This window comes from Dokdonia sinensis, from assembly GCF_003688895.1.
GTDB lineage: Bacteria > Bacteroidota > Bacteroidia > Flavobacteriales > Flavobacteriaceae > Dokdonia > Dokdonia sinensis.
In genome coordinates, this window is the sequence record NZ_REFV01000004.1 from 228,129 (window position 1) to 250,060 (window position 21,932).

Sequence of the window (21,932 nt, forward strand, 5' to 3'; positions counted from 1 at the left end):
TATGGCAGGTTATCTATTAAAGAAATTAGGGTATGCGCTGTTAACATTGTTTGGCGTGGTGACCGTTATTTTTTTATTACTCAATGCCTTACCAGACGACCCAGCAAAGATGATGCTGGATCAAAATCAAAATGAGGAAACGCTAGCTAAAGTTCGCAAGAAATATGGTTTTGACCAACCACTTACGACTCAATACCTCTATTACCTGAACGACCTCTCCCCTATCTCTTTTCATAAGACTAATGAAAGTCATTACACGTTTCTAGCTGACAATAAATATAAAGAAGCGCAACTTTTTACCCTAGGAAAATGGACAACGGTTTTAAAACGTCCTTACCTAAGAGAAAGCTTTCAAAAAACTGGTAAACCTGTCTCAGAAGTGATTGCAGAAACCCTGCCCAACACCGTTGTTCTGGCTGTAAGCGCTATTACCATTGCGATTATAATAGGAATTATTTTGGGGATTGTCTCTGCGCAAATGCGGGATACTTGGGTAGATAGATTGATACAAGTGGTGAGCACGTTTGGGATGAGTGTCCCTAGTTTTTTTAGTGCCATTATTTTTGCTTGGCTTTTTGGGTATGTGTTACATGAGTACACAAATCTCAATATGACAGGAAGTTTGTATGCTATGGATGATTTTGGCGAAGGAGTGACCATCCAATGGAAAAATCTGATTCTGCCTGCTTTTGTCCTCGGAATACGACCGCTAGCGGTGGTAATACAGCTGATGCGCAATTCGCTTCTTGAAGTTTATAATCAAGAATACATCCGTACTGCGAGAGCAAAAGGACTATCCTCCATACAGATTATAAAAAAACACGCTTTAAAAAACGCTTTAAATCCTGTTGTTACCGCGGTCTCGGGATGGTTTGCCTCGATGCTTGCGGGAGCCGTTTTTGTAGAATATATTTTTGGGTGGAACGGTTTAGGAAAAGAAATAGTAGATGCACTTAATACCAAAGACCTCCCTATCATTACTGGAGCGGTGCTTATAATCGCAACCCTTTTTATCTTGATTAATATTCTGGTAGATGTCATTTACGGCTGGTTAGATCCAAAAGTTAGAATGAATTGATTAACTTAAACTTAAGCTCGTTTCTAAAAAATTGAATGAAACACCATCTACTCCAATAACAAAACTAAATAATTCAATACACTTACCTTTGTGGTACAAAATAGAACATTATGAGAAAAAATATAGTAGCCGGAAACTGGAAAATGAACAAGGATCTCCCAGAAACTATTGCGCTGGCAGAGGAACTTAAAAAACAAGAAAATACAGGAACGGCAGAGGTTATCGTGGCTCCTACGTATGTTAGTTTGTATGCGGCTTATGAACGCTTTCGCGAAAGCGGAATTACCGTCGCCGCCCAAAATATGCACCAAGCTACAAGTGGTGCTTATACTGGGGAAATAAGCGCAGGGATGCTTAAAAGCGTAGGTGTAGAAACGGTCATTTTAGGCCACAGCGAGCGCCGTGCCTATTTTGCCGAAGGCGATGAACTCCTTGCCAAAAAAGTAGACACAGCTCTCGAAAATGAAATGCGCGTAATTTTCTGTTTCGGAGAAGAACTAGAAGAACGAAAAGGAGAAAAACACTTTGACGTTGTGGAAAGCCAACTCAAAAACGCCCTTTTTCATCTCCCAGCAGATGCCTGGAAACATATTGTTCTTGCTTATGAACCTGTATGGGCCATCGGAACTGGTGAAACCGCATCTCCTGAGCAAGCGCAAGATATGCACGCATTCATTAGAAAGACTGTTGCAACAAAATATAACGAAACCGTTGCCGATGATGTAGCCATACTCTACGGTGGCTCAGTAAAGCCTAATAATGCAAAAGAAATTTTCTCAAAGCCAGATGTAGATGGTGGACTCATAGGCGGTGCTTCACTTAATGCAGAAGACTTCTTTGCAATCGTAAATGCGTTTTAAATAAGTTTTGGCTTTTGGCTTTTGGCTTTTGATAAACGAAACTAACAAACAAGAAAGAGCGACACATTGTGGCTCTTTTTTTATGGGTTTCAATTTTCAGTATCTTTAATGTATAAAATAACTGCTATGAAAATTTTACTCGGTTTTACATCCCTTATATTCCTATTTACATCTTGCGGAACACAACAAACGATTACTGCTCAAAATACAGACGGTTCAGTTACACTATTTGATAATGGTGCTAGCCACGTTATCATTGCGCCAAATGGCAATGTAGGCATCGGGCAAAAAAATCCGCAGGATAAGCTGGAGGTCAATGGGCAGATACACGCAAAGTCTGTAAAAGTAGATTTAAAGGAGTGGGCAGATTTTGTTTTTGAAGATGGTTATGATTTGACTCCATTGCCCGAGCTTGAGCAATTTATTAAAACGAACGGCCACTTACCTGACGTACCTTCGGCGGGCGAGGTTGCAAAGGATGGGATTGAACTCGGTGCGATGAATAGATTGCTACTTCAAAAAATTGAGGAACTCACACTGCACCTCATTCAAAAGGAAAAAGACATAGACTCGCTTTCGGCTAATTATTATAATCTTTTAAAGCGCGTAAAAGTTCTAGAAACTAAGACCCCTAAAGAAGACTAATGCGGTATTCTCTTGTAATTGCTCTTGTTGTTTCCTTTTTCGCGAAAGCGTTATTATCATCGTTATATGCACAAGATGACAGGTTTTACATACGCGCCGTTACTGATGATATTGAGATTCCAACCTCAGCAAGTGATTCTGTGGTGAGCTACGAAGGAACCGATACCCGATTGCAAAAGCTGTTTAACAAGCACAATGTAAAAGTCTTTAGACGAGGCTTCAAATTTGCTGAGAGAGACAAACTAAAACGCACCTTTTTTGGGATTGCGACAACGCAAGAATTTCAAAGTGACTTATTAAAACTGACTGATCTTTTTGAATTTGGCGAAAGCTTTACTGCCCAAAGTCTCAAGATTTATGAACCCAACGATTATGGACAAACCAGCGTCACTGGGCAAGGGCTAGGTGCAAATGCATTCCTGGATTATTACGATTTTATAGATGTACCAAAAGCGTGGTACTACACCACGGGTAGTCCAGATATTATCGTTGGTATTTCTGATGCTATTGTAGACCCAGACGATCCAGAGTTTGCCGGCAAAACAAAACAGATTACAAAAAGTAGTTATTCCCACGGACACGGGATGAGCGTAGGAGCCACAGCGGTGGCAAATGGCGATAATGGGATAGGAATTCCAGGTGTATGTTACGATTGTAGCGTCGTAACTGCAAATTACGGTAGCTTTAAAGAGCTCAAACCACTTGTCACGCTGGCAAATGCGGGAGCAAGAGTCATTAACTGTAGCTGGGGAAGCACCCGATACTATGATACTGCACAAGAGGTTATCTATGAACTTGCGGCAAAAGGTGTTGTGGTGGTCTCGCTACCTCACAATAAATCGTATAATAAAACCAAAGGGAAAATGATACACTATCCCGGCGGTTATGATAAGGTCATAAATGTAGGCTCCATACAGCATCGTAATCCTGATGCGTTAGAGTCTGTAAAGATAGAAGAGCGCAATGGTAAATATTACTTTGCAAACGTGGCAAACTATCTGGGTGCTCACGGTGGTTTTAAGGATAATGACCTGACTAAGGAAATGAAGTTTTATGAAATTTCTATAAATAACCTAGACTCCACGGTAGATATTATGGCGCCTGGAACCTTTATATTCAGATACGGGCGTTACGCAGAAAATAAGCGCGAGGCTCTATATAATCTATCACCAGCTACATCCCCTTCGGCGCCTCTGGTTACGGGGACTATCGGCTTGATGTTATCCCTTAATCCCTGCCTTTCGGTAGACGAGGTGGATAGTATTATAAAACTAACTTCCACAAATATTGACTCTATTTATGTAAATAAACCTTACTATGGTAAATACGGAGCAGGTACTTTAAACACGGGACGTGCGGTCAAGATGGTACACAATATGCTGGAGTTTTCTGAGTATGCAACGATCCAGAATCAAGATTTTGCTAGATGGGATTTAACGATGGATGCGCCTTATAAAGTAAAATTGCGAGAAGTCCGCTTTCGCGAAAGCGTAAACCTCAACATTACCGCTCGCGAGGAAATTAAGATCGAAGAAGAAACTGTACTTTTGCCCTCCGAAAATGGAAGTATCTTTTTAGGTATTGATCCGAAAGCCAGATACGACTGTAAAAATTTCTCACAATGACCCCGATTTATCTAGAATATACCTTTGAAGTAACGCCAAAAGACCCTGGAGCAGATATCCTTATTGCACAACTTGGAGAGGCTGGATTTGAAAGTTTTGTAGAAAATGAAACTGGTGTTGTTGCCTATATCCAAAAGCACGAGGCGTTTCCAGATGCTGACGAGATTGAAGATTATTCGACAATTTTATCTGTGGTTGACTTGATGGAATCTAAGCTTTTTAAAGTGAGTTATACCGCTATTGAAATTGAACAAGTAAACTGGAATGAGGAATGGGAAAAGCATTTTGAGCCCATCGAAGTAGATGGGAGATGTGCGGTGCGAGCGCCCTTTCACGACAAAACCGATGTGGAATATGATATCGTGATAGAGCCTAAAATGTCCTTTGGCACAGGCCATCACGAGACCACACATATGATGATTAAGCATTTGCTTAAAATGGATGTTACTAATAAAAAAACACTGGATATGGGTTCTGGAACAGGTGTTCTCGCTATCCTCGCCGAAATGCTCGGAGCACACCCCATAGACGCTATAGACATAGACAACTGGTGCTACCTGAACGCTGTCGAAAATGCCGAACGTAACGGGATGAAACACATCACGGCTCTTGAAGGTGATGCAAGCTTGCTTAAAGGAAAAAAATACGACCTCATCATCGCAAACATAAACCGAAACATCTTGTTACAAGATATCCCGACCTACGCAAACTGTCTCACGAACAATGGTGTCTTGCTACTAAGCGGATTTTACACAGAGGATATTCCGCTCATTTCAGAAAAGTGCAATGAGCATAGTCTTTATTTTATTTCCAATTTTGAACGCAATAATTGGGTCGCTTGTAAGTTTGAAAAACGTAACTAATTTTATTATTTTAGTACTGTTATGAAGTTGAATATGTCTACGAAAGAAAAATACCAAGAGGATTTAGACGTCCTGACAGAGGATACGCCTAAACACGAGATTATACTCTATAATGATGACGTAAACACCTTTGACCACGTTATAAACACACTTGTCTATGCCTGTGATCACGAGGAAGAACAAGCACATCAATGTGCTTTACTTGTTCACTATAAAGGGAAATGTTCTGTAAAAAGTGGTGAGTATGACGATTTAAAGCCTCGCTGTTCTAAGTTGTTACAGGCTGGGTTGAGTGCGGAGATAGTGTAGATGATTTATTATTATGACGAAATTTTTAAAAATCAGTATACTGTTATTGAGTATAACCTTAGCATCTTGCGGCGCATCTAGGAATATAGATAATAGCAAGAGAGATGGTAGTTCCTTTGAGAAAGCGATTCTTGTCAAGAGTATTTCAGAGGAATACGACTATGTAAGATCAAACTGTTCTGGATGTCAATTGAAAGGGCAAGCACTTGTCTTTGACAAGAAAAAGCCCTATGATATTCTCACCGCTACTACACCTGATGGTAAAGAAAAACAGTACTATTTTGATATTTCAAAATTTTATGGGAAAGGGTTCTAAATATTATTTGTTTAGAAACACGACTTGTCATAACATTTCCCAAAAATAAATTGCCCTTCCCTACTCCTTTGCTTATTTTTGTGTTGCATTTTTAAGCATTAAAAATTCAACTATGAACTTACACGAATATCAAGGAAAGGAAATATTAAATAGTTTTGGCGTGCGCATACAGCGCGGTCTTGTGGCAAGTACTCCAGAGGAGGCAGTAAACGCCGCAAAAAAACTTACCGAAGAGACAGGAACCGGATGGCACGTCATTAAAGCGCAAGTACACGCCGGTGGCCGTGGAAAAGGTGGCGGAGTAAAACTTGCAAAAAACCTTGATGAAGTAAAAACTATAGCTGGAAAAATCATCGGGATGAATCTGGTAACCCCTCAAACAAGTGCCGAAGGTAAAAAAGTTCACCAAGTACTCATCGCCGAGGACGTATATTACCCTGGAGATAATGAGCCAGAAGAATATTATATGTCTGTGCTCCTTAACCGTGCGACAGGTCGCAATATGATTATGTATTCTACCGAGGGCGGTATGGATATCGAGACCGTGGCAGAGGAAACACCGCATCTTATCTTTCACGAAGAGATCGATCCTGCCGTTGGACTTCAAGGCTTTCAAGCACGTCGCATTGCCTTTAACTTAGGGTTGAGCGGTACCGCATTTAAAGAAATGACAAAGTTTGTATTTGCGCTTTACAAAGCCTACACAAATTCTGATAGCTCACTTTTTGAAATCAATCCTGTGTTGAAAACGAGTGACGATAAGATTATGGCCGTAGATGCTAAGGTATCTCTGGACGACAATGCACTTTTCCGTCATAAGGATTACGCTGCGATGCGTGATAAGCGTGAGGAAAACCCAGTAGAAGTTGAAGCTGGTGAGAAGGGATTAAACTACGTAGACCTAGACGGAAACGTAGGATGTATGGTAAACGGTGCTGGACTTGCAATGGCAACAATGGATCTGATTAAGCAAGCTGGTGGAGAACCTGCAAACTTCTTAGATGTAGGAGGAACTGCAGATGCAGAGCGTGTAGAGGCTGCCTTTAATTTGATACTAAAAGACCCTGCTGTAAAGGCAATCTTGGTAAACATATTTGGAGGTATTGTGCGTTGTGATCGTGTAGCACAGGGAATTGTAGATGCTTACAAGAATATGGGGACGATAGATGTGCCTATTATCGTACGCCTTCAAGGAACCAATGCAGACATCGCAAAAGAATTAATTGATAATTCTGGGCTAGATGTACAAAGTGCAATCGAGTTTCAAGAGGCTGCAGATAAAGTGCAAGCCGTGCTGAACAAATAAAATTTATAAACACTATATCTTTTAATCCCGTTTTCTACTAAGAAAGCGGGATTTTTATTGGACTATACTTCTATAAAAAAAACCATCTAAATAAATTTAGATGGTCCTTTTTCAGTTAAGTAGGTTTTTAATATCGTCGTTTGGAGCTTCGATACTAAAGGTTATTAATCAAATCAACTTATGAATTGGGGTTCACAATAATGATGATGTAAATATAATGCGGATAATCTTATAAAACAAACAAATTGTGTATTTCATCATACTAAATATGTATTTCGTCGACGTTTTTAATATCATTTACAACTTAAACAACTCAAATACAGCAACTTGATCATAAATGTTAAATTTTAATATAATTTCTCTACACAATTCATTATTGAGCCTAAATTAAATTTTTACAAGATTAAACCTTAAGTCCTATCTTTAGTCAAAAGCTTGTGATAGAGACCGAAATATCAGAACAACGTCTTATATCTCTTCTTAAGGAAGGAGATACTGGCGCGTTTTCTACTCTGGTAAAACAATTTCAGGAGCGTTTATATTGGCACATTCGGAATATCGTAAAGAATCACGATGACACGGATGACGTGCTACAAAACGTCTTTATTAAAGTATATCGCAATATAGACAAGTTTAAGGGAGACAGTAAATTATACACTTGGCTCTATCGTATTGCTAGTAATGAGGCTATCACTTTTATCAATAAACGAGCAAAACAGCAATCCATCACTTCAGAAGAATTGCAGATAAGGACTATAAATAATCTAGAAAGTGATGTTTATTTTGAAGGTACCGAAATTCAGCTTAAACTGCAGCGTGCTATTGCCACGCTACCATCTAAACAACAGCAGGTGTTCCAAATGAAGTATTTTGAAGATATTACTTATGAAACGATGAGCGAAATTTTAGAAACCTCTGTTGGAGCACTTAAGAGTTCCTATCATATTGCGACTAAAAAAATTACAGAACATTTAAAGAATAATTAAACCTTGCGGACATTTTAATGTCATATGATTATGAAACCTAAAGATTTACATAACGACAAACCTAACTTTAAGTTACCAGATGGCTATTTTAATAGTTTTGCTGAGGAACTGAGTGCTCAGATTGCTCTAGAAAAAGTATTGGGCGGAAAGGCGAAGTTAGGTTTTGATATCCCAGAGGGTTATTTTGAAAGTTTTGAAGGTAGAATGAGTACGCTTTCGCGAAAGCGCATACTTAATAATAACACAGAAAACACCAAGGTCATTAAACTTAACTCAAAAAAATGGCTCTGGACCGCTGCTAGTATCGCCGCAATAGCATTAGTTATTATCAGTGTTTTCCCTTGGTCAACTGCTGAATCACCTACATTTGATTCATTAGAAATTGCCGAAATTGAAGCTTATGTGGAAGACCGAGACATTGCATTTTCAGATTATGAGTTAGGAGATATGCTTACTGATGATGCCTTTGAAAGTCTAGAAAGCACAGCATACATAGAGGATGCAGCGCTTGTAGAATATTTAGAAAATAACTTAGAAGATGGTTCCATCTTTATAGAATAAAAATTATGAAATTAAAAATGCTCATACTTGCTGTTTTTATTACAGCATCACTAGCGGCTCAAGAGGATCGTAAGGAGAAGATTAAGGCACTTAAGGTAGCTCACATCAGTCAAGAACTGGAACTTACTCCTAAACAAGCTCAAGAGTTTTGGCCCATTTATAACGTATACGAGGCCAAAATGGATAAAATACGCGATACAGAACGTACAATGATGCGATCATTAAAAGAAGATTGGGAGCAACTCTCAGAAACACAGGCCAAAGATGCGTTGCGCACCATTCTCAAGGCTGATCAAGACAAGAACAGTGCGAGGGAAACACTTATAACGCAACTTAAGAACACGCTTTCTTCTAAAAAGACCCTTGTTCTTTTAAAAGCTGAAGAAGATTTTAAACGCAAGCTTATTAAGCAATTAAGGGGTGACAGAAAAGGCTCAAGACCAGACCGCAATTAACGAAAAGTCAATCGTGCAAAAGTGTTTCTGCCACCAGCGTAGGCTACAGAGTCATTTAAAAAGCGGAAGCTCAAGAAAGATTCTTTGGACAATTCCTGCCAGCTCTCACCGGCATCCTTAGAGTATGATATTCCCGTAAACCCTAAGGCAACAAGTTCCTTTCCATCACTATTAGGTACGTACTGAACACAACTTTTATATCCGTGATTTGTTCCGCTCGCAATAGTTTCCCAAGTCTTTCCTCCATCTGAGGTAACCGCTATGTTATTTGTATTTGCATCTGGCTCTGTATAGTCTCCGCCATAGATAATCCCGCTCTCCCTATCGTAAAAGTCTAGAGAATATGCGCCTTTTGTCGGAGCTCCCTGTACAATAGGCGTATCGTAAACTTCCCAAGTTTTTCCTCTATCGGAGGAGTAAAAAACTCTTGACTTTATTCCACCAGAGGCTATCCACGTGTGATTTCCTATTGTTTTTATGTTTGTATCGCTAGCCGCAAAAGCAGCTTCTCCTTCAACAATTTCAGGTAAATCTGAACAAGGGACTTTGAACCACGACTTTCCTCCATCTCTAGTGATTATAACTGATAGGCAGTTCTCTGTTGGGTCGCCCATTGCAATCCCTTCGTCGTCATTCCAAAAGGTCATTGCGTCGTAAAAGGCCTTCTCGTGGTCTTCTTTATAAATAAGTTCAATTTCCCCAGACTTCTTTGTAATTCGGTATAATAAAGCTGGACTTTCGATACTTAGGATAAAAAAATATTCTTTGGTGCTCGCAATAGATCTAAATGCTAATAGCTTTCCTTCATAATTTACAACTCCAGTTCGATCCTCGTTAAAAATTGAAGGAAGTACATCTCCCTTTTTAGTTTTGAGGTGGCTCTCTATTGGAAAATAGCCGTAATGCCCATTACTTCCTGCGTACATCACCCCGTTATAAGAAACATCTACTGCCCTTATGCTTGAGGAATCTTTTCGCAATACTTCGATGTCCACTTTAGTAAAATTGTGAGCACGTTCAACCAATACGTTATTATTAACATTAGTTTGTACGTTTTTGCAACCGCCTAAAAAAGTTCCAAAAACTACCAAATAGTAGAGATATCTCATCTTTAAATTTTGCTTAAAAATAGCACTATTCCCTTTAGAAGCAATACCTTTGCGCCATATTTGAGATTATGAGATTGTATAGGAATTTGGTCTTTGCTTCAGTAGATGCGTTGAATGAAATATTTAACGAAGAAAAGCAGGCCGATAAAGTTTTAAAAGGAACGCTTAAGAGGGATAAACGCTGGGGTGCACGTGATCGCGGTTTTATCGCAGAAACCGTTTATGACATTGTACGATGGAAACGCCTTTATGCAGAAATTGCAGATGTTAAAGCTCCGTACAGCCGTCAAGATCTCTTTAGAATATTTGCTGTTTGGGCAACCCTACGCGGTATTGAAATACCAGCAGATTGGAAACAGTTTGAGCCTATCCCGACCAGACGAATCAAAGGAAAATTTGACGAGCTTTCTAAGATTAGAAAATTTCGCGAAAGCATACCAGATTGGTTAGATGAATTAGGTGAGAAGGCACTAGGAAAGCAATGGGATAAAGAACTTGCAGCACTTAACCAGCAAGCTCCTGTTGTTCTGAGAGCAAATGCATTGCGCACCACTCCGAAAGATTTAAGAAATAATCTTGCAGATTTAGAAATAGACACGACTCTAGTAGATGGGCATCCAGATGCCGTACAACTGGTAGAACGTAAGAATGTTTTTACCACTCCTATTTTTAAAGAAGGCCACTTTGAAGTGCAAGATGCCTCTTCTCAAAAAGTAGCACATTTTCTAGATGTAAAGCCAGGAATGCGCGTGGTAGACACCTGCGCAGGTGCTGGAGGAAAAACATTGCATCTTGCTGCCTTGATGGAAAATAAAGGGCAGATTATCGCCTTGGATATTTACGAGGGTAAACTAAAAGAACTAAAACGTCGTGCAAAACGCGCCAGAGCACATAACATCGAGCCTCGTGTTATAGACAGTACAAAGGTTTTCAAGAAACTTTATGGCACCGCAGACCGTGTCCTTATAGATGCTCCTTGCTCTGGTCTTGGGACTATAAAGCGTAGTCCAGATATAAAGTGGAAGCTAGAAGAATCTTTTCTAGAAAAAGTAATGCGACGTCAGGCACAATTATTGGAGTCATACAGCAAGATTTTAAAACCTGGCGGAAAAATGGTATACGCTACTTGCTCGATACTTCCTCGGGAAAACCAAGAGCAAGTAAGAAATTTCTTAGCAACTCCAGAAGGTGCAGATTTTACACTAGTAAAAGACGAAAAAGTAAGCCCTGCAAAATCTGGCTATGATGGATTTTATATGGCGTTACTTGAAAAGAAAAAAGAAGAGAAAAAATAAAAATCCTTGAAAAAGGAAAGTAGCTTATGAAAACGAAAATTACCCTATTACTTTTACTCATCGGGCTCACCAGTATTGCACAGCAATCTTACTATGATGATGTCGATATTACTTTAGAAGGTCAGTCACTTTACAACGAACTTCAAGATAAAGTTTCCTCTGGTCTCAACGCAAACTATACATACGGCGACTTTAGGGATACTCTTAAAATTACAGATGCAAATCCAGACGACAGCTCTGAGGTATTGCTCATCTATGGTTTTAATGATAATGATGGTGACTGTACGACAGACCTCACAAGAGACAATGATAACTTTGGTGGAAATGCTTGCGAGTATAACCGTGAACACACCTTCCCGAGAAGTCTTTCTGATCCTCCTATGGGTAGTGCGAGTAATGGTTCTAATGGAATTGTGGCAGACCCGCACAACCTGCGACCTAGTGACGTACAACGCAACGGGAATAGAGGTTCTAAGAAATTTGCAGACGGATCAGGAAATTCTGGAGATGTCGGCAGTGGTAACTGGTATCCTGGCGACGCCTGGAAAGGAGATGCAGCTAGAATCGTGATGTTTATGTATTTACGCTATGGAGAGCGGTGCTTACCCGAATTTGTAGGTGTAGGTGCCACACAAGGAAGTACGGAAATGCTCCAACTATTCTTAGAATGGAATGCAGAAGATCCAGTTTCTGAGGTAGAAATGCAGCGCAATCCACAGCTGGAGACTGAGTACGGAAGTCGCAATCCTTTTATAGATAACCCTGCGCTTGCTACAAGGATTTGGGGAGGTGTTCAGGCTGAGGACCTTTGGGGAACCTTTAGTGTGACAGATGAGAATGCCATCTCTTTTAGTCTTTATCCTAATCCGGCTAGACATCTAACAACGATATCAAGCGCAACACCATTTAAGAACATCACTGTTTTTGATATCACTGGAAAGAAAGTGTATGAGTCCACTTTTGCAAAAGCACAATTAAATAACTCTATCCCAGTGCGCAATCTTGCAAAGGGAATGTACCTCGTGCAGGTTGAGAAGACAGTACAGAAATTAATAGTAAGATAGGTCTGAAAACCTGTTGACAATATCAAAAAGCGCGCTTCATACAGCGTGCTTTTTTCGTATAAAACGTTTAAATTTGTGCTTTGTCACACGCTACAAAACACAACGAATGATCCACTTCTTTGGCAACCCTAACAGCACTGTTTATGCGGTGCAAGCAACTCAAGAATTTAATCAAGAAGATACCGCAAAGCTTGTATGGCTTTTCGGCAACTCTCAAAAAATAGAAGCGTCTCATATTGACGCTTTTTTTATTGGCCCTCGTGCTGCGATGATCACTCCGTGGAGTACAAATGCAGTGGAGATTACTCAAAATATGGGCATTTCGGGTATTGTGAGGATTGAAGAGTTTTCCGCTTTCGCGAAAGCGGACTCAGCAGCACTACAAACAAACACGCAACCTTTTCCGTCCATAGAGGGCACACCGACAGTCGTCACCGAAAGCAAGCCATCGTACGACCCTATGATTTCTCAAGAATATAGGACATTAAATCAAGATATATTTAAAATAGATGTGACTCCCGATCCTATTCTTCCTATTTCAGATATTGCGGCATACAACGAGCAAGAGGGGTTATCGCTTAGTGATGAGGAAGTAGAATACCTTGAAGGTGTAGCAACAAAAATAGGACGACCACTTACAGATTCTGAAGTTTTCGGCTTTAGCCAGGTGAACTCAGAGCACTGTCGTCATAAAATTTTTAATGGAACATTTGTTATAGACGGTGAGGAAATGCCTTCTTCTCTATTTAAGCTCATTAAAGAAACTTCAAAGGTTCATCCTAATACAATTGTCTCTGCCTATAAAGATAATGTTGCTTTTGTAGAAGGTCCAAGAGTAACTCAATTTGCTCCAAATACGGCCGATAAACCAGATTTTTACACAGAAAAAGATTTTGATAGTGTTATCTCCCTCAAAGCCGAAACTCATAATTTCCCGACAACAGTAGAGCCCTTTAATGGTGCTGCGACAGGATCTGGAGGAGAAATACGTGACCGTCTAGCCGGAGGGAAAGGTTCTTTACCTCTTGCAGGAACGGCAGTTTACATGACACCCTTCTCAAGACTAGAAGGAGATCGCCCTTGGGAAAAGAATATGGAGGAGCGCAAGTGGCTGTACCAAAACCCGATTGACTTACTTATAAAAGCTTCAAATGGCGCTTCAGATTTTGGAAACAAGTTTGGACAACCTTTAATTGCAGGCTCTGTCCTCACCTTTGAACACCAAGAAGATGGCCGAAGATTAGGGTACGACAAAGTGATTATGCAAGCTGGAGGTATTGGATACGGGAAACGTGATCAAGCGATAAAAGATGTACCACAAGAAGGAAATAAAATTGTCATCCTCGGTGGAGAAAATTACCGCATCGGGATGGGAGGTGCCGCTGTTTCCAGTGCAGATACTGGCGCTTTTGATTCTGGAATAGAGTTAAATGCTGTACAACGTTCCAACCCAGAAATGCAAAAACGTGCGGCAAATGCCATACGCGGGATGGTAGAAAGTGATATAAATTCTATCGTTTCTATACACGATCACGGCGCTGGAGGTCACCTCAACTGCCTTTCTGAACTTGTAGAAGACACTGGCGGACTTATAGACTTAGATAAATTACCTGTGGGCGACCCAACCCTTTCTGCCAAAGAAATTATAGGAAACGAGTCCCAAGAACGTATGGGGCTTGTGATAGGCAAACAGGATATTGACACCCTAAAACGCATTGCAGACCGTGAACGCTCTCCTATGTATACCGTAGGGGACGTTACTAACGATCATCGATTTACATTTAAGAGCAAATCCACTGGCAGAAGTCCTATGAATCTTGCCCTAGAGGATATGTTTGGCAGTTCGCCTAAAACGGTGATGACAGACAAGACCGTAGTTAGAACCTATAAAAATCCTGATTATCAATTAGAAAACTTTCACGATTACCTAGAACAAGTGTTACAACTTGAAGCGGTGGCCTGTAAAGACTGGCTTACGAATAAAGTAGACCGTTGTGTAGGTGGTCGCGTGGCAAAGCAACAATGTGCCGGACCACTGCAATTACCTCTTAATAATGTAGGTGTAATGGCACTCGATTTTAAAAGTGCCGAAGGTATTGCAACGTCTATAGGCCATTCGCCTGTGAGCGGTCTTATTGACCCTGTGGCGGGAAGTAAGAACAGTATTGCAGAGGCACTTACAAATATCGTTTGGGCACCGCTCAAGGATAATTTAAAATCGGTTAGTCTTTCGGCAAACTGGATGTGGCCTTGTAAAAATGAAGGAGAAGATGCTCGTTTGTATAAAGCGGTTGAGGCAATTTCTCAAATGGCAATCAACCTAGGCATTAACGTTCCTACGGGGAAAGATAGCCTCTCCATGAAACAAAAATATCCAGATGGCGACATTATCGCACCTGGAACGGTAGTTATTTCGGCGGCTGGAAGTTGTAATGATATTAATAAGGTCGTAGAACCTGTTTTACAAAAAGACGGCGGAGCCATTTACTACATTAATATGTCTGGTGATACACACAAACTAGGAGGTTCTAGTTTTGCACAAGTATGTAAAACGATAGGAAATGAAGCGCCTACGGTGGTGGATGATGTCGCTTTCGCGAAAGCGTTTAACACCTTACAAAACCTTATTAAGGATAATAAAATACAAGCGGGACACGACGTTGCGAGTGGTGGATTAATCACAACACTCCTAGAACTTTGCTTTGCAGATGTTGATTTGGGAGCAAAACTAGATTTTACCGCACTTGGAGAAAAAGATATCATAAAATTACTATTTGCCGAAAATGCAGGAGTTGTTTTCCAGGCAGATGCTTCAGTCGAGAAAGTATTTACTGATAATAGTGTTGCATTCACCAAAATTGGAACAGTAACTGAAACGGCAGAACTCGTGATAGAAAGTAATGGCGTTGAAATAGGATTAAATATCGCCTCACTGCGCGATACTTGGTTTAAGACCTCATATTTATTAGATGATAGGCAAACTGCAAATAGCCTTGCAAAAGACCGATTTGACAATTATAAGGAGCAACCTTTACATTATAATTTTCCAGCTAATTTTACAGGAAAACGACCTACGGTAGACCCGGCAAAACCTAGACCAAAAGCAGCCATACTCCGCGAGAAGGGAAGTAACTCTGAGCGCGAAATGGCAAATGCGATGTACATAGCTGGTTTTGACGTGAAGGATGTTCATATGACGGATCTTATAGAAGGGCGTGAGAATTTAGAAGACATTCAATTTTTGGGCGCTGTAGGAGGCTTTTCTAATAGTGATGTTTTAGGCTCTGCAAAGGGCTGGGCAGGAGCCATAAAGTATAATGATAAGGCAAATAAGGCGATAAAGAATTTCTTTGCCCGTGAGGATACACTTTCTGTTGGAATTTGTAATGGTGCCCAGTTGTTTTTAGAGCTGGATCTCATAAATCCGGAACATAAAAATCTAGCAAAATTAAAACATAACAGGAGCCAAAAACACGAGAGTAACTTTACCTCTGTATCAATACAAAAGAACAATAGTATCATGCTGTCATCTCTGGAAGGAACAACGCTGGGCGTTTGGATCTCACATGGTGAAGGTCGTTTTAACCTACCGATGGCGCAAGAAGATTATGACATTGTTGCCACATATGGATATGATGGATATCCAGCAAATCCCAACGGCTCAGATTACAATACCGCAATGATTTGTGACCCAACGGGTAGACACCTTGCAACGATGCCACACATAGAGCGCTCTATTTTTCCCTGGAATTGGGCTCATTATCCAGCAGGAGCCTCTGATGAAGTAAGTCCGTGGGTAGAGGCGTTTGTAAATGCACGGATTTGGGTAGAAAAAAACAGCTAATTGAGTAATTAGAAAACAATACAAAAACCGGTATTCGCAATATGAATATCGGTTTTTTTAATAGCTCAAATATTTAAAAATTTATGGAAGCACTCACACTAACAACCCCAGCCCTACTCTTCTCGGCAATTTCTTTGATAATGCTGGCTTACACCAATAGATTTCTTGCTTATGCTGCATTGATTCGTAGCCTGAGCGAAAAGTTCAAAGTGGAACAAAATGATATACTAGAATATCAAATCCAAAACCTTAGAAAGCGTTTATATCTTACAAGATCTATGCAAATATTTGGAATTGTGAGTTTGTTGCTTTGCGTCCTAACAATGTTCTTAATTTATGTAGGGCAACAAGGTATTGCTGTTTGGGCTTTTGGAGCGGGGCTAATCTGTCTTATTATTTCACTCGGATTACTGATTCGTGAAATCCAGATTTCGGTAGAGGCGCTTGAGGTGCATCTGGGCGATATGGAAAATCTTTCTAAAAAAGAGTAAGATTTTCTATTTCATCGGGTCGTGTCCCCAATTTTTAAGACTGTACCTCCAGTCTGATTCTTTGATATCTCCATCTGGTTTTTGAGCCTTGTGACGTTTTATATACCCTACAACCTTATTCATATGCTCATAATTGGTATCTGTTAAATCATCTTTTTTCTTGCGTTTAATCTTGATGATTTTTTTTCCGCTTTTATGACCTATAGCTTCTCCATCACCACTATCCTGACCTACATTTTTTGACTTATCTGTTTCTAACCAATCTTCGAGCGCACTTGGCGTCATATTAACTAGGTCGTAGAATTCGTCGTAAATTTCTTCATTTGTTTTTGACATAACTCAAATTTTTATAAAGTTCTGGATTTTATGCCCTCCTGAGCGTTAGGGAAAATAAAAATTGATGTTAAATACTCTAAAAACACATAGTTATCTTGAGCTTAGTCTCGGCAATAACTCTTTTTACAAAAGCAGACTAGATAAATCTATTTTTTTTGAAACATAGCATTAATGAGCATTATCGTTAGATCGACAGAATATTATCTTTGTGATTAGTTGTACATTTACTACCCATTTCAAGTAGGAAAATCACTACTTAAAATGTTATATAGTTACAATTTGTTACCAAAATTCTTATTCCCCACAAATCTTAGACTTCATGAAACACTTTTTATTTTTAATAATCCTTGCATTTACAACGGTTAGCGTTGCTCAAATGGAAAGAGAAACTTATCAACGTGCAAAAATTTCGTTTAATGAAGATATAGATTTAAGTCGCCTTGATGCCTTAGGTATTGCTACTGATCATGGGATTAGAAAGAAAGACCACTACCTCATAGCAGAATTTTCAAAAAATGATTTAGAACTAATTCGTAGCAATGGCTTCCAGGTGGATGTTTTGGTTGCAGATGCTAGAGCGTTATTTTTAGAGCAAAATCGAACAAACAAAAGCACTTACAAACGTTCAAGTTGTGATGGAGACTTAGGTAATGACTACCCGACTCCAGCAAACTTTAATCAAGGTTCTATGGGGGGATACCTTACATATCAGGAAGTTCTGGATGAGCTCGATGACATGAGAGCATTGTATCCAGAACTTATTTCTGAACCGTCTGACATAAATGATTTTGTAACCGAAGGGCAACCCAATGATGCTGTGACACCATCCATAGGTGGTAATGGTATAAAATGGGTGCGTATAAGTGATAATGCAGACACCGATGAGAATGAACCAGAGATTCTATACACTTCAATTCATCACGCTAGAGAACCCATGTCATTGATGCAAAACATATACTATATGTGGTATTTGTTAGAAAACTATGATACCGACGAAGAGATAAAAAGTATTGTAGATAATACGGAACTATACTTTGTACCAATAGTTAATCCTGATGGCTATTTACATAATGAGTTTACTAATCCTAATGGAGGAGGATTCTGGCGTAAAAATCGTAAAAATGGAAATGGAGTAGATAATAATAGAAATTACGATTACTTTATAAACGGAGATTCCGATAACGGTGTTTGGGGCGGAAGTGGCTCTTCTGGCAACCCATCATCAGATATTTACAGAGGCCCAAGCCCAATTTCAGAAGTAGAAAATCAAGCTATAAAATGGTTGCTGGAGCAACATAACTTTGTGATTGCACTTAACAGTCATACCTCTGGCGAATTGTTATATTATCCATTTGCATACAATGGTCAGGCAACACCAGACGAGGCCATTTTTGTAGATATGGCAGCAGAACTCACCTCAAGAAATGATTATTTTGAATTAAGAGATTGTTGTTTCTCCGGAGATAGTGATGATTTTATGTATGGTACTGTGGGCACTCACAATCCCATATTTGCATTTACTCCAGAAATAGGAACTTCCTTCTGGCCACCAGCAGGTAATATTGATCCCGTTTGTAAGGAAATGATGTATCAAAATATAACGGCTGCTCGAATGGCAAACAACTACGGTCGTTTACACGAGACAGCAGCTTTGTTTACTGGTGATGAAACGAGCGCGATTGCAAGTTTTGAAATTAAAAACTTCAGCGTTAGTGGTGATGGTAATTTTACGGTCTCTCTCAACCCTATCACGGAAAATATTACAAATTCTGGGACTCCCGTAAATTTTAATAATCTTGAGCTTCTCGCAATAGAAACTGGAATTATCACCTATGAGATTGACCCTGCTACTACTTATGGTGATCCCGTTGTATATGAACTCATAATAAATAACGGTTTATATGACACCGCGCTGCGAGTAGAAAAAATATACGGATCAGCAAATCAAGTATTTACAGATGAAGGTGATAGCGTGTCGGTAAATTTTGACACAGATTCTTGGGGCACTACAAGCTCATTTTTCGTCTCTCCTTCAAGTTCTATTACAGATTCACCTAATAGGAATTACAGAAACAATGAAAATAATACTATTGAGCTTAAGGAGCCTATCGAGTTAACGGACGCAATCAGCGCCTCGGTAAGTTTTCAAGCACGATGGGATATTGAGGCAAACTTTGATTACGTCCAATTTCAGATTTCTACAGACGGTGGAAATAACTGGGAAGCACAATGTGGGGAATTTACCTCGACGGGTGCAACTGCTCAAGACGAAGGACAACCTTTATACGATGGTGTTCAGAATGACTGGATTCGAGAGCAAATTGATCTTAGCGCTTACCTAGATAATACCATCCTAGCACGTTTTCAGCTAGTGACGGATGGCGGAAATACAGCAGACGGATTCTATTTTGACGATTTAGAGTTTACGGTTCTTAAGGATGAAGAATTGAGTGTTGATGATACCGCTTTCGCGAAAGCGTTCTCAACATACCCTAATCCTGTTTCCAATGCATTTAATATTGTAACATCATTAAATGACTATACAATGACAATGTACAATTTGCAGGGACAACGCATTAAAACAATATCAAACTTGAGCGGTAACCAAACCATAGATTACAGCATTTACGCCAGCGGAATGTATTTTGTACAGCTCAAGTCCCAAGGAAGAGTGACAACCGTTAAAGTCATAAAAAAATAAATTTAGAACAAAATTGAAATTACGAAAAAGCCTTTCAATTATGAGAGGCTTTTTTATTGATAATCAACGTACTAAGAAATTCGTAATTTATTTGGAACTCATTTTATGAATTCGGCAACAAAAGACGCCTTTTTTTATTATTTTGCATACTCAATATAGCAACATATGGAAATTACGAGACTCTTTGACTTCCCTTATTATCAACTTGAAAAGAAGAACCTGCCTGACGCCCTTAATATTAAGAAAGATGGAAAGTGGATCAGTACCTCAACTCAAGAATATATAGATAAAGCAAATGCCCTGAGTCGTGGGTTACTACGATTAGGCGTTAAGGCAAACGATAAGATTGCCATAATCTCTATGAACAACCGTACAGAATGGAATATCTGTGATATAGGGATTTTACAACTTGGAGCTCAGAATGTTCCTATTTACCCTACAATTTCTCAAGAGGACTATGCTTATGTACTCAATCACTCTGAGTCTAAGTATTGCTTTGTTTCCTGTACGGAGGTCAGAGATAAAGTAATGGCGATAAAAGACCAAGTTCCATCATTAGTTGAGGTCTATTCCTTTGACACTTTAGACAATTGTAAAAACTGGTCTGAAGTTTTAGAACTTGGAGCAGATAAAAGCAATCAAGAGGAAGTAGAGCAACATATGGCTGCTGTTAAAACCGAGGATCTTGCAACGCTTATTTATACGTCTGGAACTACAGGAAGACCTAAAGGAGTGATGCTCTCTCACAAAAATATCGTGAGTAACGCGCTCGCAAGTTCAGAAAGACTTCCTATACCTCCAGATAATGTGCGGGCCCTTAGCTTTTTACCAGTATGCCACATATATGAGCGTATGTTAATGTATTTGTACCAATATAGGTGCGTTTCTATATATTTTGCAGAATCGCTCGAGACAATAAGTGATAACCTTAAAGAAGTAAAGCCTATAGTAATGACTGCTGTACCACGTTTGCTTGAGAAAGTATACGATAAGATTATTGCAAAAGGAGCAGATCTTACTGGTGTCAAGAAAAAACTATTCTTCTGGGCAGTAGATTTAGGCCTAGAATACCAACCTTATGGTCAAAACGGCTGGTGGTACGAAAAGAAACTAGCGCTTGCGCGAAAGTTAATCTTCTCAAAGTGGAAAGAAGGGCTAGGTGGAAACCTACAACTTATCGCCTCAGGAAGTGCAGCCTTACAGCCCAGACTTGCTAGAATTTTTAACGCAGCAGAAATGGGAATTATGGAAGGCTACGGTCTTACAGAAACTTCTCCAGTATGTTCCGTAAATGATATGCGTGATGGTGGCTTTAGAGTAGGTACAGTAGGAAAATTGCTTCCTGGTGTAGAGGTTAAGATTGCAGAAGATGGTGAGATTCTCGTAAAAGGTCCCAATGTAATGATGGGCTATTACAAGGACCAAGAAAAGACTGATGAAGTTATAAAAAACGGATATTTCCATACCGGTGACATAGGTAACATAGACGAAGATGGCTTCCTTAAAATTACAGATCGTAAGAAGGAAATGTTCAAAACATCTGGAGGAAAATATGTAGCTCCACAGTTATTAGAAAACAGGCTTAAACAATCTACATTTATAGAACAGATAATGGTTATAGGTGATGGAGAAAAAATGCCTGCCGCACTTGTGCAACCTAATTTTGAATACCTCGAAAATTGGGCTAAGAAAAAGGATATTACCTATGCTAATCACGAAGAACTGATTGTAAACGAACGTGTCCTAAAACGCTATCAAAAAGAAATAGACGAGGCTAACGAAAGCTTTGCTAAATGGGAAAAGGTAAAAGTATTCCGTCTAACGAAAGATGCCTGGAGTGTAGAGTCTGGACACCTTACCCCGACAATGAAATTAAAAAGAAAGGTGATACGGGAGATTTATAAAGACCTATACATTGATATTTACGGAAATAAACTATAATTGAATATCTAATATCTAAAAAGAGGCTGTCTGAAAACTATTCGGACAGTCTTTTTTTATTAAGGGCTATTTCTATTATTCAATCGTAAATGTTTTACAAGTGCTATTTGTTATCAGTTAGTAGTTATCAGTCTGCTTTTAGATAGC

The 21,932-nt window shown here is 39.5% G+C and carries 19 protein-coding genes; 17 read left to right on the forward strand and 2 right to left on the reverse strand.

Translation table 11 applies throughout. The features are described from left to right. Position 1: 1 nt before the first annotated feature. The 11 genes from EAX61_RS06250 to EAX61_RS06300 all read left to right on the forward strand — a co-directional run bounded on the left by EAX61_RS06250 (position 2) and on the right by EAX61_RS06300 (position 9,004). Entirely contained in the window at positions 2-1,078 is a 1,077-nt protein-coding gene (locus EAX61_RS06250; RefSeq protein WP_121916810.1) for an ABC transporter permease, read from the forward strand. A 110-nt stretch (positions 1,079-1,188) separates the two neighbouring features. Beyond that, entirely contained in the window at positions 1,189-1,938 is a 750-nt protein-coding gene (gene tpiA, locus EAX61_RS06255; RefSeq protein WP_121916811.1) for a triose-phosphate isomerase, read from the forward strand. A gap of 126 nt (positions 1,939-2,064) precedes the next feature. Beyond that, positions 2,065-2,583: a hypothetical protein gene (locus EAX61_RS06260; RefSeq protein ID WP_147448344.1), complete on the forward strand. Its 519-nt coding sequence runs from the start codon at positions 2,065-2,067 to the stop codon at positions 2,581-2,583. Continuing rightward, positions 2,583-4,208: a S8 family peptidase gene (locus EAX61_RS06265; RefSeq protein ID WP_121916813.1), complete on the forward strand. Its 1,626-nt coding sequence runs from the start codon at positions 2,583-2,585 to the stop codon at positions 4,206-4,208. The genes EAX61_RS06260 and EAX61_RS06265 overlap by 1 nt, the downstream gene beginning before the upstream one ends. Continuing rightward, a complete protein-coding gene (prmA, locus tag EAX61_RS06270; RefSeq protein ID WP_121916814.1) occupies positions 4,205-5,071 on the forward strand; it encodes a 50S ribosomal protein L11 methyltransferase in 867 nt (288 codons plus the stop codon). Before EAX61_RS06265 ends, prmA begins: the two co-directional genes overlap by 4 nt. Before the next feature lie 33 nt (positions 5,072-5,104). Then, positions 5,105-5,380, forward strand: coding sequence for an ATP-dependent Clp protease adaptor ClpS (locus EAX61_RS06275; RefSeq protein WP_121916842.1), 276 nt, complete (start codon positions 5,105-5,107; stop codon positions 5,378-5,380). 46 nt (positions 5,381-5,426) lie between these two features. Next, entirely contained in the window at positions 5,427-5,696 is a 270-nt protein-coding gene (locus EAX61_RS06280) for a hypothetical protein (protein ID WP_121916815.1), read from the forward strand. Between the two features lie 112 nt (positions 5,697-5,808). Then, a complete protein-coding gene (sucC, locus tag EAX61_RS06285) occupies positions 5,809-7,002 on the forward strand; it encodes an ADP-forming succinate--CoA ligase subunit beta (protein ID WP_121916816.1) in 1,194 nt (397 codons plus the stop codon). A 440-nt stretch (positions 7,003-7,442) separates the two neighbouring features. Next, the gene (locus EAX61_RS06290) at positions 7,443-7,988 is read left to right on the forward strand and encodes an RNA polymerase sigma factor (protein ID WP_121916843.1); all 546 of its coding nucleotides are present in this window, start codon (positions 7,443-7,445) and stop codon (positions 7,986-7,988) included. Positions 7,989-8,018: 30 nt separating this feature from the next. After that, a complete protein-coding gene (locus EAX61_RS06295) occupies positions 8,019-8,549 on the forward strand; it encodes a hypothetical protein (protein ID WP_147448345.1) in 531 nt (176 codons plus the stop codon). A gap of 5 nt (positions 8,550-8,554) precedes the next feature. Then, positions 8,555-9,004: a sensor of ECF-type sigma factor gene (locus EAX61_RS06300; RefSeq protein ID WP_121916818.1), complete on the forward strand. Its 450-nt coding sequence runs from the start codon at positions 8,555-8,557 to the stop codon at positions 9,002-9,004. On the opposite strand, the gene EAX61_RS06305 is transcribed toward EAX61_RS06300, so the two are convergent. Continuing rightward, entirely contained in the window at positions 9,001-10,113 is a 1,113-nt protein-coding gene (locus EAX61_RS06305; RefSeq protein WP_121916819.1) for a WD40/YVTN/BNR-like repeat-containing protein, read from the reverse strand. The two genes, EAX61_RS06300 and EAX61_RS06305, sit on opposite strands and share 4 nt — an antisense overlap. A 68-nt stretch (positions 10,114-10,181) precedes the next feature. Between EAX61_RS06305 and EAX61_RS06310 the strand changes: the two genes are divergently transcribed. The 4 genes from EAX61_RS06310 to EAX61_RS06325 all read left to right on the forward strand — a co-directional run bounded on the left by EAX61_RS06310 (position 10,182) and on the right by EAX61_RS06325 (position 16,807). Further along, positions 10,182-11,408, forward strand: coding sequence for an RsmB/NOP family class I SAM-dependent RNA methyltransferase (locus EAX61_RS06310; RefSeq protein ID WP_121916820.1), 1,227 nt, complete (start codon positions 10,182-10,184; stop codon positions 11,406-11,408). A gap of 26 nt (positions 11,409-11,434) precedes the next feature. Continuing rightward, on the forward strand, positions 11,435-12,472 hold the full coding sequence (locus tag EAX61_RS06315; protein ID WP_121916821.1) for an endonuclease: 1,038 nt from the start codon (positions 11,435-11,437) through the stop codon (positions 12,470-12,472). A gap of 106 nt (positions 12,473-12,578) precedes the next feature. Next, complete coding sequence (gene purL / locus EAX61_RS06320; protein WP_121916822.1) at positions 12,579-16,316, forward strand: phosphoribosylformylglycinamidine synthase; 3,738 nt, start codon at positions 12,579-12,581, stop codon at positions 16,314-16,316. Between the two features lie 83 nt (positions 16,317-16,399). Further along, positions 16,400-16,807, forward strand: coding sequence for a DUF2721 domain-containing protein (locus EAX61_RS06325; RefSeq protein ID WP_121916823.1), 408 nt, complete (start codon positions 16,400-16,402; stop codon positions 16,805-16,807). A 6-nt stretch (positions 16,808-16,813) separates the two neighbouring features. Here the strand turns inward: EAX61_RS06325 and EAX61_RS06330 are convergent, their stop codons facing one another. Then, positions 16,814-17,143 (reverse strand): DUF3140 domain-containing protein, encoded by a 330-nt coding sequence (locus tag EAX61_RS06330; RefSeq protein ID WP_121916824.1) that lies wholly within the window; start codon positions 17,141-17,143, stop codon positions 16,814-16,816. 319 nt (positions 17,144-17,462) lie between these two features. On the opposite strand from EAX61_RS06330, the gene EAX61_RS06335 reads away from it, so the two are divergent. Then, on the forward strand, positions 17,463-19,844 hold the full coding sequence (locus EAX61_RS06335) for a M14 family metallopeptidase (RefSeq protein WP_121916825.1): 2,382 nt from the start codon (positions 17,463-17,465) through the stop codon (positions 19,842-19,844). Between the two features lie 165 nt (positions 19,845-20,009). Then, positions 20,010-21,785: an AMP-dependent synthetase/ligase gene (locus EAX61_RS06340; protein WP_121916826.1), complete on the forward strand. Its 1,776-nt coding sequence runs from the start codon at positions 20,010-20,012 to the stop codon at positions 21,783-21,785. The last annotated feature ends 147 nt before the right edge of the window (positions 21,786-21,932 follow it).